14 protein-coding genes and 2 tRNA genes are annotated in these 15688 nt (G+C 68.0%); 11 read left to right on the top strand and 5 right to left on the bottom strand.

Translation table 11 applies throughout. The annotated features are described in order from the left end of the window. Positions 1–62: 62 nt before the first annotated feature. Positions 63–1439, bottom strand: a complete 1377-nt coding sequence (locus ABZX79_RS22580) for an amino acid permease (RefSeq protein WP_355260438.1) — start codon at positions 1437–1439, stop codon at positions 63–65. A gap of 276 nt (positions 1440–1715) precedes the next feature. On the opposite strand from ABZX79_RS22580, the gene ABZX79_RS22575 reads away from it, so the two are divergent. After that, the gene (locus ABZX79_RS22575; protein WP_355260435.1) at positions 1716–2318 is read left to right on the top strand and encodes a biotin transporter BioY; all 603 of its coding nucleotides are present in this window, start codon (positions 1716–1718) and stop codon (positions 2316–2318) included. An 82-nt stretch (positions 2319–2400) separates the two neighbouring features. On the opposite strand, the gene ABZX79_RS22570 is transcribed toward ABZX79_RS22575, so the two are convergent. Continuing rightward, the gene (locus tag ABZX79_RS22570; RefSeq protein ID WP_355260432.1) at positions 2401–3858 is read right to left on the bottom strand and encodes an amino acid permease; all 1458 of its coding nucleotides are present in this window, start codon (positions 3856–3858) and stop codon (positions 2401–2403) included. 161 nt (positions 3859–4019) lie between these two features. Here ABZX79_RS22570 and ABZX79_RS22565 point away from each other — a divergent pair, with 161 nt between their 5' ends. After that, positions 4020–4508, top strand: coding sequence for a ribose-5-phosphate isomerase (locus ABZX79_RS22565; protein WP_215129991.1), 489 nt, complete (start codon positions 4020–4022; stop codon positions 4506–4508). Positions 4509–4580: 72 nt separating this feature from the next. Then, positions 4581–5396: a DNA-formamidopyrimidine glycosylase family protein gene (locus ABZX79_RS22560; protein ID WP_355260429.1), complete on the top strand. Its 816-nt coding sequence runs from the start codon at positions 4581–4583 to the stop codon at positions 5394–5396. Between the two features lie 241 nt (positions 5397–5637). On the opposite strand, the gene ABZX79_RS22555 is transcribed toward ABZX79_RS22560, so the two are convergent. Then, a complete protein-coding gene (locus ABZX79_RS22555) occupies positions 5638–6870 on the bottom strand; it encodes a GNAT family N-acetyltransferase (protein WP_355260426.1) in 1233 nt (410 codons plus the stop codon). A gap of 106 nt (positions 6871–6976) precedes the next feature. On the opposite strand from ABZX79_RS22555, the gene ABZX79_RS22550 reads away from it, so the two are divergent. Beyond that, a complete protein-coding gene (locus ABZX79_RS22550; RefSeq protein WP_355260423.1) occupies positions 6977–8122 on the top strand; it encodes a PP2C family protein-serine/threonine phosphatase in 1146 nt (381 codons plus the stop codon). Positions 8123–8202: 80 nt separating this feature from the next. Then, positions 8203–8670: an HD domain-containing protein gene (locus tag ABZX79_RS22545; protein ID WP_355260420.1), complete on the top strand. Its 468-nt coding sequence runs from the start codon at positions 8203–8205 to the stop codon at positions 8668–8670. Here the strand turns inward: ABZX79_RS22545 and ABZX79_RS22540 are convergent. After that, entirely contained in the window at positions 8667–9908 is a 1242-nt protein-coding gene (locus ABZX79_RS22540) for an acyltransferase family protein (protein WP_355260417.1), read from the bottom strand. The genes ABZX79_RS22545 and ABZX79_RS22540 overlap by 4 nt on opposite strands. A 528-nt stretch (positions 9909–10436) precedes the next feature. Here ABZX79_RS22540 and ABZX79_RS22535 point away from each other — a divergent pair. Beyond that, positions 10437–10631, top strand: a complete 195-nt coding sequence (locus ABZX79_RS22535) for a hypothetical protein (protein WP_355260414.1) — start codon at positions 10437–10439, stop codon at positions 10629–10631. A gap of 100 nt (positions 10632–10731) precedes the next feature. Here ABZX79_RS22535 and ABZX79_RS22530 read toward each other — a convergent pair. Then, positions 10732–10805: transfer RNA gene (locus ABZX79_RS22530), tRNA-Gly, on the bottom strand. 137 nt (positions 10806–10942) lie between these two features. On the opposite strand from ABZX79_RS22530, the gene ABZX79_RS22525 reads away from it, so the two are divergent. From ABZX79_RS22525 to clpX, 5 genes are all read left to right on the top strand, one after another. Further along, positions 10943–11019, top strand: a tRNA-Pro gene (locus ABZX79_RS22525). 207 nt (positions 11020–11226) lie between these two features. Further along, a complete protein-coding gene (gene tig / locus ABZX79_RS22520) occupies positions 11227–12645 on the top strand; it encodes a trigger factor (protein ID WP_355260411.1) in 1419 nt (472 codons plus the stop codon). A gap of 249 nt (positions 12646–12894) precedes the next feature. Beyond that, positions 12895–13500, top strand: coding sequence for an ATP-dependent Clp protease proteolytic subunit (locus ABZX79_RS22515; protein WP_355260522.1), 606 nt, complete (start codon positions 12895–12897; stop codon positions 13498–13500). A gap of 43 nt (positions 13501–13543) precedes the next feature. Beyond that, on the top strand, positions 13544–14215 hold the full coding sequence (locus ABZX79_RS22510) for an ATP-dependent Clp protease proteolytic subunit (protein WP_355260408.1): 672 nt from the start codon (positions 13544–13546) through the stop codon (positions 14213–14215). 151 nt (positions 14216–14366) lie between these two features. Further along, positions 14367–15662: an ATP-dependent Clp protease ATP-binding subunit ClpX gene (clpX, locus tag ABZX79_RS22505; RefSeq protein ID WP_215129974.1), complete on the top strand. Its 1296-nt coding sequence runs from the start codon at positions 14367–14369 to the stop codon at positions 15660–15662. Positions 15663–15688: the final 26 nt, after the last annotated feature.

Below are 15688 nucleotides of genomic sequence, written 5' to 3'. Positions count from 1 at the left end.
CGCACCGGTCACTGGGAACACTTGCCCGCTATACGGACACCATGCTCACACTTCGTGAACGATTACACACGCCGCGCACGCAACTCTCTCACCACGGCCACCACCAGCACCGCACCGGTAGCCGCGCCCGACCACATCACCTGCGGCCGCGCCGCGTCATCGGTGAGCATCAGCAGCAGTACGCCGCCGAGTGCGGCCAGCGTGACCCAGGTGAGCCAGGGGAAGCCCCACATCTTCAGCGTCAGCGTCTGGGGAGCCTCGCGCTCGATGCGCCGCCGCAGCCGCAGCTGCGAGGCGGCGATGAGCCCCCACACGAACAACAGCACAGCGCCCACCGCGTTGAGCATGTAAAGAAAGACGGTGTCGGGCCACATCAGATTCAGAAGTACGGAGACGAACCCGAAGGCGACCGAGGCCAGCACGGCCCGGCGAGGCACGCCACCGCCGCCCTCGCCACCCGACACCTTGAGCAGCCCCTTCGGCGCCTCACCGCGCTCCGCCAGCGAGAACACCATCCGCGAGGACCCGTACAGATTGGCGTTGAGCGCGGAAAGCAGCGCGACGAACACCACGACGTTCATGATCTGCCCGGCGGACGGAACGCCGATCGCGTCGAGCACGGTCACGTACGGGCTGAGCCCCGCCTGCTGCGCGGTCCAAGGCAGGACGGTCACGATGACCAGCATCGACCCCACGTAAAAGAAAAGAATCCGCCACACGGCGGCGCGCACCGCTCGCGCCACATTGCGGGCCGGGTCCTCGGTCTCGGCGGCGGCGATCGTGACGACCTCCAGCCCGCCGAAGGCGAAGACGACAGTCAGCACCCCCGACACGACGCCTTCCCAGCCATTCGGCAGGAAGCCGCCCCGACCGGTGAGATTGCTGAACCCCACGGGCCCGGTCTCCGGCAGCACCCCAAAAATGGCCAGCACCCCGAGCCCAAGAAACAAAACAATCGCGCCGACCTTGAGCCCGGCGAACCAGAACTCGAACTCGCCGAAGTTCTTGACGGCCGCGAGGTTGGCGCAGGTGAACACCACCATGAAGATCAGCACCCACGCCCACTGGGCGATCCCGGGCACCCAGCCGTTCGCGATCTGCGCCGCCGCCGTGGCCTCCACCGCCAGCACCACGACCAGCAGGAACCAGTACAGCCACCCCACGCTGAATCCGGCCCAGCGACCCAACGCGCGCTCGGCGTGCACCGAGAACGACCCCGAAGCGGGCATCGCCGCGGACATCTCCCCGAGCATCCGCATGACCAGCATCGCGAGCGCGCCCGCGATCAGATACGAGACGACGATGCCGGGGCCTGCGACCGCGATCCCGGCACCCGAGCCCACGAACAGTCCGGCGCCGATCACCCCGCCGAGGCCGAGCATGGTCAGATGGCGCTGCTTGAGCCCATGGGCCAGGGGCTCGGCATTGGCGGGGTGCATGTGGCTCGCGGCTCAGCTCTAGGAAACGTTCAGCAGGGCATTTGGCAAGAACCTACAGTCTGGCCGAGCCCGCCCCTGCTCCGCAAAACGGCCCTCCGCGCCCCCGACCTCAGTGACGAGCATCACGCGATCGCGCGATTACGGTCGACTCTTTGTCCGAACCCCACCACGCCGTCAACCTCCCCTTTGTCAGTGGCTGATGGTGATCGCTCGTTAACCCCTGGGTTACGGTCACGGTGTCCTTTCTGCCCGAGCCCTACTTTCCGCGGAGTCCCGATGAGCACTGCTGCCGCCCCCGCCCGCTCCGGAGCGGTCCTCGCCGACCTGCTGCCGTCCACCACCACCACCGCCCGGGCCTTCGCCCGCGACGCGGCCCTGGTGCTCGGCGGCGCCGCGCTCACCGGCATAGCGGCCCAGATCGCCGTCCCGGTCCCGGGCTCCCCGGTCCCCGTCACGGGCCAGACCTTCGCGGCGCTGCTCGTCGGCACGGCCGTCGGCGCCCGCCGCGGGTTCCTCTCCCTGGCGCTGTACGCCGTGGTCGGCATGGCCGGCGTGCCGTGGTTCGCGGGCGGCACCTCGGGCGCGGGCGGCGCGTCCTTCGGCTACGTACTCGGCATGCTGCTGGCCGCCACCGTGGTCGGCGCGCTGGCCCGCCGCGGCGGCGACCGCTCGGTGCTGCGCACCGCGGGCACGATGGTGCTGGGTTCGGCGGTCATCTACGCGGTCGGCGTTCCGTACCTGGCCGTCTCCACCGGCATGTCGCTGGGCACGGCCGTGGCCGTAGGCCTGGTCCCGTTCCTCCTCGGCGACGCGCTCAAGGCAGCCCTCGCGATGGGCGCGCTGCCGACGGCATGGAGGCTGATGGGGGACCGCGGCTAAGTCGCCCGTACAGACAAACAAAAAGGGCCCGCACCTCGCGTACGAGGTGCGGGCCCTTCCGTCTGGTCCTTACAGGTCCGAGCTAGCCGACCGAGTCCTCGACGACGACGCTCGCGTCCCGGCCACGCCGCAGCTTCTCGCGGATGAACGCGATGCCGACGACGACGGCAGCCACCAGCAGCGACAGCAGCACCTGCTCGCGCGCGGCGTTGTCGAACGCCATGTACACGATGACGAACGTGATCATCGCGGCGGTCGCCCACGTCAGGTACGGGAAGAGCCACATCTTCACGATGAGCTTCTCCGGCGCCTCGCGCAGGATGATCCCGCGCATCCGCAGCTGCGTGAAGCAGATGACGAGCCACACGAACAGGGCCACAGCGCCCGAGGAGTTCAGCAGGAACGCGAACACCGTGTCGGGCCACTTGTAGTTGAAGAAGACGGCGACGAACCCGAAGGCGACGGACGACAGGATCGCTGCCGTCGGTACGCCCTTGTCGCTCGTACGGGCGAACGACTTCGGCGCGTCACCGCGCTGGCCGAGCGAGAACGCCATCCGCGAGGCCGTGTACAGCCCGGAGTTCAGGCAGGACAGCACAGCCGTCAGCACGATGACGTTCATGATCTGACCGGCGTGCGGAATCCCGATCGAGTTAAGAGCGGCGACGTACGACCCGTCCTTCAGGATCGACTTGTCGTTCCACGGCAGCAGCGTCAGCACCACAAAGATCGAGCCGAGGTAGAAGACGCCGATACGCCAGATCACGCTGTTCGTGGCCTTGGTGACGGCCCGCTGCGGGTCCGACGACTCGCCGGCCGCCAGCGTGACGATCTCGCTGCCCATGAACGAGAAGACGACCATGAGCACACCGGTCAGGATCGCGCCGGGCCCGTGCGGGAAGAACCCACCGCTGTCGGTCAAATGCGCAAACCCTGTCCCAGGGTTGTCGGACCCCGGCAGCACCCCGAAAACGGCCAGCAGACCAATGACAACAAAGCCACCGATGGCGACGACCTTGATCCCGGCGAACCAGAACTCGAACTCGCCGTACGACGAGACGGACACCAGGTTCGTGGCGGTCAGGACGACCATCACGATCAGCGCCCAGCCCCACTGCGGTACGGCCGGTATCCACCCCTCAAGGATCTTCGCGCCGGCGGTCGCCTCGACCGCGAGCACCACGACCCAGAAGAACCAGTAGAGCCAGCCGATGGAGAACCCGGCCCAGCGCCCCAGGGCCCGATCGGCGTACGCCGAGAAGGAACCCGACGTCGGGTTGGCGGCGGCCATCTCGCCGAGCATCCGCATCACGAAGACGACGAGGGCGCCGACGAGTGTGTACGACAGCAGAATCGCCGGACCGGCGGCCGCGATGCCGCCGCTCGACCCCACGAAGAGGCCGGCGCCGATGACACCGCCGATGGCAATCATGGACAAATGGCGGTTTTTCAGACCGGCCTGGAGACCGTCGGAGGAGTGCGGATTCCCTGGTTCTACGGGGTTTCCGCCTGCCTTCGCAAGGGTCGGCTGCGCGTTCATGCACAATCCTTAGCTTCTCGGGTTACGAGCCCGTGCATTCAAACTGGAAGTTACGCGGGACGGAAGACCCGATTCCGGATCGTTGTACGAAATCCGAAGCAAGCGCCGCCGACCTCACCCCGGCGACAGCTACCCGACCGCTCACGTGCCACACTCGTCCCATGCGCGTGTACCTCGGTTCCGACCATGCCGGATACGAACTCAAGAACCATCTCGTCGAGTGGCTGAAGGCCCACGGGCACGAGCCCGTCGACTGTGGCCCCCACATCTACGACGCCCTCGACGATTACCCGCCGTTCTGCCTGCGTGCCGCGGAGAAGACCGCCGCGGACCCGGAGAGCCTGGGCATCGTGATCGGCGGCTCGGGCAACGGCGAGCAGATCGCCGCGAACAAGGTCAAGGGCGTACGCGCCGCGCTGGCCTGGAGCGAGCAGACCGCGGCGCTCGGCCGTGAGCACAACGACGCCAACGTGATCTCGATCGGCGGCCGGATGCACTCGCAGGACGAGGCGACCAAGTTCGTGGAGATCTTCCTCTCCACCCCCTACTCGGGCGAAGAGCGCCACCAGCGCCGCATCGACATGCTGGCGTCCTACGAGCAGACCGGCGATCTCCCCCCGATCCCGGCCCACCACCCCCAGCAGCCGTAGCAACCCTCATCGCCGGAGGGCATGGAGCCCTCCGGCGTTTCGAGGACCCGCCCGCCCAGGAGACGCACACCCATGCCCGAGGGGCACACCATCCACCGCCTCGCGGACGACCACCGCGCCCGCTTCGTGGGCGGACCGGTACGCGTCACGAGCCCCCAGGGCAAGTTCACGGACAGCGCGGCCCTCCTCGACGGAACACCCCTCACCACCTCAGAGGCCCACGGCAAGCACCTCTTCCTCGGCTTCGAGGACACCGGCTGGATCCACATCCACCTGGGCCTCTTCGGGAAACTGGGTTTCGGCAGCGCGAGCCCCGCCCCACCACCCCCCACGGACACGGTCCGCCTCCGCCTCCTGAACACCCACCACTACGCAGACCTCCGCGGACCCACCACCTGCGCTCTGATCACCGACGGCGAGAAGCAGGCGATACACGACCGTCTGGGCCCGGATCCACTGCGCCCGGACGCCGCCTCCGACAAGGCCTGGCAGCGCGTGTCCCGCAGCCGCACCACCGTCGCGGCGCTCCTCATGGACCAGAAAATCATCGCCGGCGTAGGCAACGTCTACCGCGCAGAAGTCCTCTTCCGCCACGGCATAGACCCGTATCGCACCGGCAAGGACCTGACCCGCCGCGAGTGGGACGCGATGTGGGCCGACCTGAGAACCCTCATGCGCGAGGGCGTACGCAACAACCGCATCGACACGGTCCGCCCCGAGCACATGCCGGAAGCGATGGGCCGCCCGCCCCGCGTAGACGACCACGGCGGCGAGGTCTACGTCTACCGCAGGGCGAACATGCCTTGCCACATTTGTGGCGACGAGATCCGCACCGCCGGTCTCGCCGCCCGCAACCTCTTCTGGTGCCCCACCTGCCAGACCCGCTGAGCGGGACGCGCTGCACGGTCGCGGTGGCTGGCGGGGACGTGCCGGGGCGCTCCCCGCAGGGTGCCGAACGCAACGAGCCCGAACAAACAACGCACTACCCGAACGTTCGGCACCCGAGGAGACGCCCCGGCGCGGCACGGCCCCCAAGGCCCCCGCTTCAAGCGAGCCCCGGGCCATAAGCGCGGCCCCGCCCCCAAGGCCCGCGCCTCAACCAGGGCCGGGCCGAAATTCCCAGCGCCCCTCAGAACCCGTGCGGAAGCCACGGCGCGACCCCCGCCCCGAACGCCACCGAAGCCTCCCCCAGCGCCCCCGGCCGCAACTCCCGCACGCGCCCGGCCGCCGCCAGCGAAGCCAGGCTGACTCCGCCCAGATACGCCGCACCCAACTCCCGTACAGACAGCGCGAGATCCGCCGCGTCATCAGTCCGCTTGCACGACGCCCCACCCTTCGCATCACCCGTCAACCGCCAACGCCCCTCATTCCAGGGGCAAAAGGCGTCAGCCACCTCCAACACCACATCCACCGGCGCCTGATAAGCACGCGCCTCCAACGCCGCCCCCACCTCAACCAGCCGCACGTACAGCGAATCCCGCACCCTTAGATCGCACCGCCGGATGTCAGACACAAGGTGCTGCCAGGCATCGTCCACAGGCCGGTTCCGCACCCGGATCTTCGACGTCAGATCAATGTCGAACAAAAACCGCCACAGCGCCGCGTACGCCGCCGGATCGAGCGCCTCCAGGTCCCGCAGCACGACCGTGCCGTCGGACCCGGCCCACTTCCACTCCGGCTTGAACTGAAACCGCGCGTACCCCACCACATCACCCGCCCGCTCGGCCAGCACACACCGCAGCGGCGACGCACCCTCACGCTCACTCTCCGGATCGAGCAGCGGCATCCGCTCCCAGTGCGGCCGCCGCGCGAGCATCCCGGGCCGCCCCGGCACATTCCGCGCGTACACCGCCTCGCAGGCGTTCCGCGCGTCGGCCGGCGCCGCGAACCTCAGCCGTACGTCGTCCGTCCCCGCCGGCACCGCCAGCCGCACCCGCGCCGTGTCGATCTCCGCCGACAACTGCTGCGTAGCGGCGCCGTACCCGAAGCGCCCGTAGATCGCGGGCTCCGAAGCGGTCAGCAGAGCGACCGACTCACCCCACTCCCGTACGTCGTCGAGCTGCCGCCGCATCATCGAGGTCAGGACCCCGCGCCGCCGGTGCGTAGTCGCGACACTCACCAGACTCACGCCCGCCGCAGGCACGAGCGCGCCCCCCGGCACGGACAGCCGAAAAGAGAAGGCCGAAGCAGTCCCCACACACTGATCCCCGTCCCAGACGCCCAGGCTCCGGTCAGCCTCCGTCACCGCGCGGTCGAACTCCCGCTCCTCCGCGCTCTCCGTCACACCCCCGAAGGCCAGTTCGACCGCCTCGAACCAGACGTCCCACTCACTCGCCCGCAACACCCGTAATTCGGTGGTCATATGCCATGCCTACCAGGCCTCCGGCATGAGGGCGACCCGATTTCGAACACAATGTCACAGGGGTCCCCCTGCGGAGCATGGCCGAGGATAGATAGGGTCCACCGCAATGGCAGCAGGAGTGGGAACCGAATCGCTCTCGGCACGGACGCGCAAGTCGGCGTACCGGGCCCGTATCGCGCTGCGCAAATCCGGCGTCGACTACTTCCGGGGCGACGGCTCGGACTGGATCGCCCTCGCGGGCCTGATGCTGACGATCCCGGCGATCGTCGGCGGCACGATCGCCTCGCCGGTCTGGTGCGCGCCGGCCATGCTGGTCCTGCCGATCGTGGCCGGCGGCCTGCTGCTGCGCCCGGCCAGCCTGCTCGGGCTGTACGCCGCGGCCGCGACCGGACTGATCGTCGAGTCGATCGTGCTCGGCCCGTACACGCAGGGCCCGGCCACGGTCACGCCCGGCACGGTGCTCACGGTCGCCGCCTGCGGCTTCTTCGGCCTGATCATCGCCCAGTTCCGGGCCAGGGTCGGCGTCCCCTGGCGACGCGGCGGCACGATGCTCTTCGACCTGCGCGAACGCATCCGGGTACAAAGCGCGCTGCCCCGCCTCCCGCAGCACTGGCACAGCGAAATGGCACTGCGCCCGGCCGGCGGCCAGTCCTTCTCCGGCGACTTCGTGGTCGCGGCCCGCACGAACGGCGGCCGCACCCTCGAAGTGGTCCTCACCGACGTGTCCGGCAAGGGCATGGACGCGGCGTCACGCGCACTCCTCCTCTCCGGCGCGTTCGGCGGCCTCCTGGGCTCCCTCCCGCCGCACGGCTTCCTCCCCGCCGCCAACGGCTACCTGCTGCGCCAGGACTGGGACGAGGGCTTCGCGACCTCCATCCACCTGGTCCTGGACCTGGATTCCGGCGACTACGAGCTCCTGTCGGCGGGCCACCTCCCCGCGCTCCAGCTCCACGCGGGAAGCGGCCGCTGGGAGGAGAAGTCCGGCGAGGGCCCGCTGCTCGGCGTGTACGACGGCGCCCAGTTCGACTCCTGCAAGGGCTCCCTGGCGCCCGGCGACGTACTGATGCTGTTCACGGACGGCCTGGTGGAGGCGTCGGGCCGGGACATCGCGGAAGGAATCGACCGCCTGACGGGCGAAGCCGACCGCTACGTGTCCTGCGGTTTCGAGGGCGCGGCGTGGCACCTGATCGAAGCGGTGGCGAAGGACGTCAACGACGACCGCGCCCTCCTCCTGATCTGCCACGACGCGTAACCGCGAAGGGAAGGGGCTTTCCCCGTCGCGGCCAGGGACCGTACAAGGTCCGCACACCATCCGTCCGTACAGTCGGGGGCATGCCGAACATGACTCTCGCCGAGGTCGAAGCCATCGCCCGGGCCGCGCACGCCGCGCAGACCGACAAGGCGGGCCGCCCGTACGTCGAACACCTCGCCGCCGTAGCCGAGGGCGTACGCGTGCGGGGAGGCAGCGAAGAGCAGATCGCCGCGGCCTGGCTGCACGACTCGGTGGAGGACGACGCCCTGTCGGCGGACTGGCTGGCGGCGGCCGAACTGCCGCAGTCCACGAAGGACATGGTGCTCGCGGTGACCAAGCGCCCGGGGGAGGACCTTCGCGCGTACACCCGGCGCATCCTCGCGACGCCCGGCGCGCGCCTCGTCAAGGAGGCGGACCTCGCACACAACGCGGACCCCGGCCGTCTCGCCGTACTCGACGAGGCGACCAGGGTCCGTCTCACGCTCAAATACGCGGAGGTACACCGTCTCCTGGGACTGGAACCCGGGCCCGGGACCGCTGCCCCCTAGGAGGCGTTGCCCGCCTTGCCCGCCTTGCCCGCGAAACGGCGCTCCCGCTGCCGGGCGTTCTCGACCGGGTCGCGGCGGAAGGCCCACTTCATCTCGGGCTCCATCGCCCAGCGGAACATCCGCCGTACGAACGGCGTGCAGAGCAGCGTGACCGCGACGGCGATCACGACGGTCACCAGGATCTCGCCGAGGGGGGTGGAGAGCCAGGGGTACGTTTCGAACAGGTCCGCGTAGCCGGCGCCCTTCACCAGGAAGCCGTGCAGCAGATAGCCGCCGAGCGTGCCGGCGCCCAGCACCGTGAACCACATCGTGCGGCCCGGGACCCAGGCCAGGAAGCAGGCCGTCAGGACGAGCGAGCACCCGAAGAGTGCGAAGGTCATGACGACCCCGGCCCACCAGGGAGCGCCGATCTGCTGCGACGCGCTGCTGTGGTAGAACCACCCGAGCCCGAGGCGGGGGGCGGCCCAGTACGCGAAGACCAGGGTGCAGAGCACGACGGGAAGGGCCAGCAGCCGGACCTCGCGCCGCCGCACCATCTGGAAGTGCTCCGGCTTCAGCAGCAGACCCAGCACGAAGTACGGCAGGAACTGCAGCACGCGCTGGAGGTTGAGGTCGTCCCCGATGTTGGGGGTCACGGAGGCGAGCACGGCGATGCCGAGCGCCACCGGCAGGGGATGGCGGAGCGACTGCCAGAGCGGGGTGGTCAGCCGCCAGACGAACAGGGCGATCAGGAACCAGGTCAGGTACCAGGGGTCGAGCAGGCTGATGGACTGGTCGGGGTCGTCGGCCCACCGTTTGAAGAGGGTATAAGCGGTCTCAAAGATCACATACGGTACGGCGACGCCCGTGATCAGGCGCTGGATCTTCTTGCGGCTCATGTCGAAGCCGCGGGAGAAGTAGCCGGAGATGATGATGAACGCCGGCATGTGGAAGCTGTAGACGACCATGTACAGCGCGCGGGTGGCGCGGCTGCCGTCCATCACGGGCTCCCACATGTGCGCCATCGCCACGAAGACGATCGCCAGGTACTTGGCGTTGTCGAAGAACGCGTCGCGCTGCTTCGGGGCGGGGGCGGGGGTGGCGGCGGAGGTGGGGAGGGGTGCGGCGGGCGTGGGGACTGCTTCGGCCCCGGACCGGGGGGTGGGGGTCGCGGCGGTCCGTGCAAGGGGTGTTTGGGGCTCCTGCTCCCGGGCCGGGGGGAGCGGGGCCCTCTGATATCCGTGCGGAGCGTGAAACATCTGAGGCACCCTAGCGCCGCCGGAGGGATTCCGTAAAACCTCGTTCTCGGCTCTCTGCTATTCGTGTGAGTACCCCGTGGACAGAGAAGTCGACATAGCCATGGGTCTTTATGGCGCGGCTCACATTTTCACCCCCGTATGGGGTAACTCATCCCGATTAAATGGTGCATACCGTCGGCGGGTGACTCTGGTGATATGTCCCATTCAATACATCTTTGTCGACCGTCGGCGTGTGGCCGTCCGCGCAATTCGAATTTCCTGCGAACAAGATGTGTGGATAGCGAAACGATCACGCCTATTAACTCCCGCGCGGGGCAGTCCAATTCAGCGGCGAGTATGTGCGCCGCCCGCGCCCCGGGGTGTGCGCCGGATCTCCCGGTGGCGCGAACCGGTCACCAACGTTCCGTCACCCGGCAGCCACCAGTGGTGAGTTGGTGGCACGATGGTGCCTGCGGGAGTGTGCTGGGCCGTGCGCCGGGCCGTGCGCTCCCGGGCCGGCAAGGCGGACCGACCAAAGGTGTGATCAGTGTGGCCATTTCACTGTCTGTGGTGCTTCTGTTGGCGATCATCCTGGTGGTGTTGATCCGCGGGGGTTCGATCAAGGCGGGACCGGCGGTGGTGGCCGTGCTCTTCGGCTTCTTCCTCGCGTCCACCGGCATGGCGCCGTCGATCAATCGCTTTCTGGATTCCCTGGCGGACACCATCAACCAGATCAGCTTCTGAGGGGGCGGCCGCAACGGCCGTCGTCGCGCCTCCGGCGGTACGGCTCACGAAATGCCGCCGGCCCGACCGGTGACGTATCACCGAGCCGGGCCGGAGGCTGTGGAGCGGGCGACGGGAATCGAACCCGCGTAGCTAGTTTGGAAGACTAGGGCTCTACCATTGAGCTACGCCCGCACATCGCACCGCCGGTCACGTGACCGCGGCACGAAGAGCATCGTAGCGGGTCCCTGGCCTTCGGCGCACACCCGATGGGCCCCTGGTAAACCGGCGGCCGTACTGTCCGCGGGCATGTACCCTACGTGTCGCACCGACGGGGTGTGGCGCAGCTTGGTAGCGCGTCCGCTTTGGGAGCGGAAGGTCGTCGGTTCGAATCCGGCCACCCCGACCATCACCAGCATCATCAGTACCGCCATCGGCGTCACCAGAAGCGCGATCCCGTGCGATCCCGACCAAGATCGCGTTGTGGGAGTCTTCCTGCTTGCCGTTACTATGCAAACTCGTGCCCGTGTGTCTGATGTGCCGGGCTCGATCGGCGAAGCCGCCTCCCGCGCGGCCCAGCAGAACCCCAGAAGTCAGCCCCCAAGGAGACCGAACCGTGAAGAGCGCCGTGGAGACCCTGAACCCGACCCGGGTTCGGCTCAGCATTGAGGTGCCCTTCGAGGAGCTCAAGGACAGCCTCGACGCGGCGTACAAGAAGATCAACCAGCAGGTCACGGTGAAGGGCTTCCGTAAGGGCAAGATCCCGAACCGAGTCATCGACCAGCGGTTCGGCCGTGGTGCTGTGCTGGAGGAGGCCGTCAACGACGCCCTTCCGAAGTTCTACACCGAGGCTGTCAACGAGGGTGAGCTGAATGTCCTCGGTCAGCCCGAGGTCGACATCACCGAGCTGAAGGACGGCGAGCTGCTCTCCTTCACCGCCGAGGTCGACATCCGCCCGACGATCGAGATCCCGGACTACTCCGGCATCGAGGTCGAGGTCGACGCGGTCGAGGTCAGCGACGAGGACGTCGACAAGGCCGTCGAGGAGCTGCGCGCGCGCTTCGCCTCCACGAACCCGGTCGAGCGTGCCGCCGCCGACGGCGACGTCGTGACGATCGACCTCGAAGCCAAGGTCGACGGTGAGGTCCTTGAGGACGGCGTCGCCGAGGGTGTCTCGTACACCATCGGTTCCGGCGAGCTCCTCGAAGGCATCGACGAGGCCGTGACCGGCGTGGAGGCCGGTGGCGAGGCCACCTTCACCTCCTCGCTCAAGGGCGGCAGCGCCGAGGGCAAGGAGGCCGAGGTCACCGTCAAGGTCACCCAGGTCGCCGCCCGCGAGCTGCCCGAGCTGGACGACGACTTCGCGCAGATGGCCAGCGAGTTCGACACTCTTGACGAGCTCAAGGCCGACAGCCGCAAGCGCCTCGAGAACATGAAGCAGTACGACCAGGCCACGCAGGCCCAGGAGCGCGTCCTGGAGAAGCTGCTGGAGCTGGTCGAGGTCCCGATCCCCGAGAAGCTGCTCGAGGACGAGATCAAGACCCGCAAGCACAACCTGGAGAACCACCAGCTCGCCCAGATGGGCCTGGACATCGAGAAGTACCTCGAGATCCAGGGCAAGTCGGCCGAGGAGTTCGACGCCGAGCTGCGCGAGCAGGCGGTCAAGGGCATCAAGACGCAGTTCGTCCTGGACGAGCTCGTCAACAAGGAGAAGCTGAACGTCAACCAGGAGGAGCTCACCGAGCACCTCATGCGGCGCGCGCAGTCCTCCGGCATGAGCCCCGACCAGTTCGCCCAGGCCGTCGTCGAGGGTGGCCAGGTGCCGATGCTCGTCGGCGAGGTCGCCCGCGGCAAGGCGCTCGCTGTTGTCGTCGAGGCCGCCAAGGTCACCGACACCAACGGTGACGCTGTCGAGCTCGAGGACGAGGAAGACGAGGCGGCCGAGGCTGCTGAGGCTTCCACCGAGACCGAGTCCGAGGCCAAGGCTGACGACAAGGCTGACGACAAGGCCGAGGAGAAGACGACCGAGGCCTGAGCTTCGATCGATCTGATCTGATCTGCGAGGACGGGCCCGGACGCATCACGCGTCCGGGCCCGTCGTCGTACGTCGGTGCGGCTCCGTACCTTGCGCTCCCAGCGAACAGTTCGGGAAGCGGGATGGCGTTGTCCTACCTGCGCGTTAGGGTCCATGAAGAGGAGAGTGGGGAGTCCCCGCCCTCCGGTACGAAGACGCTGAGACGGCCGATGCCGTCAGAGACGAGCAGGTGTATACGTGACGAATCTGATGCCGTACGCCGCGGGTGAGCCGTCCATCGGTGGAGGCCTCGGCGACCAGGTCTACAACCGGCTGCTCGGCGAGCGGATCATCTTCCTCGGCCAGCAGGTCGACGATGACATCGCCAACAAGATCACAGCGCAGCTGCTCCTCCTTGCGGCCGACCCGGACAAGGACATCTACCTCTACATCAACAGCCCCGGTGGCTCGGTGACGGCGGGCATGGCGGTCTACGACACCATGCAGTACATCCCGAACGACGTCGTCACCATCGGCATGGGCCTCGCGGCCTCGATGGGCCAGTTCCTGCTGACCGGTGGCGCCGCGGGCAAGCGCTTCGCGCTCCCCAACACCGACATCCTGATGCACCAGGGGTCGGCCGGCCTCGGCGGCACCGCCTCGGACATCAAGATCCAGGCGGAGCAGCTGCTGCGTACGAAGAAGCGCATGGCGGAGATCACCGCCCGGCACTCTGGCCAGACCGTCGAGACGATCATCCGTGACGGTGACCGCGACCGCTGGTACTCGGCGGAAGAAGCCGTGGCGTACGGCCTCATCGACGAGATCATCAGCTCCGCCTCGGGCGTTCCGGGCGGCGGCGGTACCGGGGCCTGACCCCCGCAGCCGAGCCTCCCCCAGCCCACCGAACGCCACCAGGATGGTGAAAACCCACATGAACGACTACTCCGCGAGCGGCCTCTACACCGGCCCGCAGGTGGACAACCGCTACATCGTGCCGCGCTTCGTCGAGCGCACCTCGCAGGGCGTGCGTGAGTACGACCCGTACGCGAAGCTCTTCGAGGAGCGCGTGATCTTCCTCGGCGTGCAGATCGACGACGCCTCCGCCAACGACGTCATGGCGCAGCTGCTGTGCCTGGAGTCGATGGACCCGGACCGCGACATCTCCATCTACATCAACAGCCCCGGCGGCTCGTTCACGGCCCTCACGGCCATCTACGACACGATGCAGTTCGTGAAGCCGGACATCCAGACGGTCTGCATGGGCCAGGCGGCCTCCGCCGCGGCCGTGCTGCTCGCCGCCGGTACGCCGGGCAAGCGCATGGCACTGCCCAACGCGCGTGTGCTGATCCACCAGCCGTCCTCGCAGACCGGCCGTGAGCAGCTCTCCGACCTGGAGATCGCGGCTCAGGAGATCCTCCGGATGCGTTCGCAGCTGGAGGAGATGCTCGCGAAGCACTCCACGACGCCGATCGAGAAGATCCGCGACGACATCGAGCGCGACAAGATCCTGACGGCCGAGGACTCCCTTGCGTACGGTCTGATCGACCAGATCGTGTCCACCCGCAAGAACGCGCCAGTGGGCGCCTGACGCGTGGCAGTCCACCCCTTGGCACGGTCGGGCACATCAATGTGAACCGTGCCGAGGGGGGCCCGAACGGGGGGCCAGGCAAGGTACCGTCGGATATGAGGCACCAGGAGACGCTGAACGTGGCGTCTCCCAGGCGAAGGGGAAGCACCTCGTGGCACGCATCGGTGATGGCGGCGACCTGCTCAAGTGCTCGTTCTGTGGCAAGAGCCAGAAGCAGGTGAAGAAGCTCATCGCAGGTCCCGGTGTGTACATCTGCGACGAGTGCATCGACCTCTGCAACGAGATCATCGAGGAGGAGCTCGCAGAGACCTCCGAGGTGCGGTGGGAGGAACTCCCCAAGCCGCGGGAGATCTACGAGTTCCTCGAGGGGTACGTAGTCGGCCAGGAGCCCGCCAAGAAGGCGCTCTCGGTGGCGGTCTACAACCACTACAAGCGCGTTCAGGCCGGCGAGAACGCGGGCAGCGGCTCGGGCCGCGACGACGCGATCGAACTGGCCAAGTCCAACATCCTCCTGCTGGGCCCCACCGGCTCCGGCAAGACCCTCCTCGCGCAGACCCTCGCCCGCATGCTGAACGTCCCGTTCGCGATCGCGGACGCGACGGCGCTGACGGAGGCCGGGTATGTCGGCGAGGACGTCGAGAACATCCTCCTGAAGCTGATCCAGGCGGCCGACTACGACGTCAAGAAGGCCGAGACCGGGATCATCTACATCGACGAGATCGACAAGGTCGCCCGCAAGAGCGAGAACCCGTCGATCACGCGCGACGTATCGGGCGAAGGCGTCCAGCAGGCGCTCCTCAAGATCCTTGAGGGCACAACGGCGTCGGTCCCGCCGCAGGGCGGCCGGAAGCACCCGCACCAGGAGTTCATCCAGATCGACACGACGAACGTGCTCTTCATCGTGGGCGGCGCGTTCGCCGGCCTCGAGAAGATCATCGAGTCGCGTGCGGGTGCGAAGGGCATCGGCTTCGGTGCGACGATCCGCTCGAAGCGGGAGATCGAGGCGAGCGACCAGTTCCAGGAGGTCATGCCGGAGGACCTGGTGAAGTTCGGGATGATCCCCGAGTTCATCGGCCGCCTGCCCGTCCTCACCTCGGTCCACAACCTGGACCGCGAGGCGCTCCTCCAGATCCTGGTCGAGCCGCGCAACGCGCTGGTCAAGCAGTACGAGCGGCTCTTCGAACTCGACGGCGTGGAGCTGGAGTTCGAGCGCGAGGCACTGGAAGCGATCGCGGACCAGGCGATCCTCCGCCAGACGGGCGCGCGCGGTTTGCGCGCGATCATGGAGGAGGTCCTGATGTCGGTGATGTACGAGGTCCCGTCCCGCAAGGACGTGGCCCGCGTCGTCATCACACCGGACGTGGTCCGCAACAACGTCAACCCGACCCTGGTCCCGCGCGAGCCCCGCATCATCAAGAACGACGGCCGCCACGAGAAGAGCGCGTAGCGGCTGCGTACGTACGCCGAAGGGGC

This window comes from Streptomyces sp. NPDC002994, assembly GCF_040611155.1.
Lineage (GTDB): Bacteria > Actinomycetota > Actinomycetes > Streptomycetales > Streptomycetaceae > Streptomyces.
Note: the sequence above shows the minus strand (reverse complement) of the source record. Positions and strands in the feature narration are given on the sequence as shown.

Coding starts and splice junctions, on each gene's coding strand:
- ABZX79_RS22580 (WP_355260438.1), bottom strand. CDS start 1,439: ATGCACCCCGCCAATGCCGAGCCCCTGGCCCATGGGCTCAAGCAGCGC.
- ABZX79_RS22575 (WP_355260435.1), top strand. CDS start 1,716: ATGAGCACTGCTGCCGCCCCCGCCCGCTCCGGAGCGGTCCTCGCCGAC.
- ABZX79_RS22570 (WP_355260432.1), bottom strand. CDS start 3,858: ATGAACGCGCAGCCGACCCTTGCGAAGGCAGGCGGAAACCCCGTAGAA.
- ABZX79_RS22565 (WP_215129991.1), top strand. CDS start 4,020: ATGCGCGTGTACCTCGGTTCCGACCATGCCGGATACGAACTCAAGAAC.
- ABZX79_RS22560 (WP_355260429.1), top strand. CDS start 4,581: ATGCCCGAGGGGCACACCATCCACCGCCTCGCGGACGACCACCGCGCC.
- ABZX79_RS22555 (WP_355260426.1), bottom strand. CDS start 6,870: ATGACCACCGAATTACGGGTGTTGCGGGCGAGTGAGTGGGACGTCTGG.
- ABZX79_RS22550 (WP_355260423.1), top strand. CDS start 6,977: ATGGCAGCAGGAGTGGGAACCGAATCGCTCTCGGCACGGACGCGCAAG.
- ABZX79_RS22545 (WP_355260420.1), top strand. CDS start 8,203: ATGCCGAACATGACTCTCGCCGAGGTCGAAGCCATCGCCCGGGCCGCG.
- ABZX79_RS22540 (WP_355260417.1), bottom strand. CDS start 9,908: ATGTTTCACGCTCCGCACGGATATCAGAGGGCCCCGCTCCCCCCGGCC.
- ABZX79_RS22515 (WP_355260522.1), top strand. CDS start 12,895: ATGCCGTACGCCGCGGGTGAGCCGTCCATCGGTGGAGGCCTCGGCGAC.
- ABZX79_RS22510 (WP_355260408.1), top strand. CDS start 13,544: ATGGTGAAAACCCACATGAACGACTACTCCGCGAGCGGCCTCTACACC.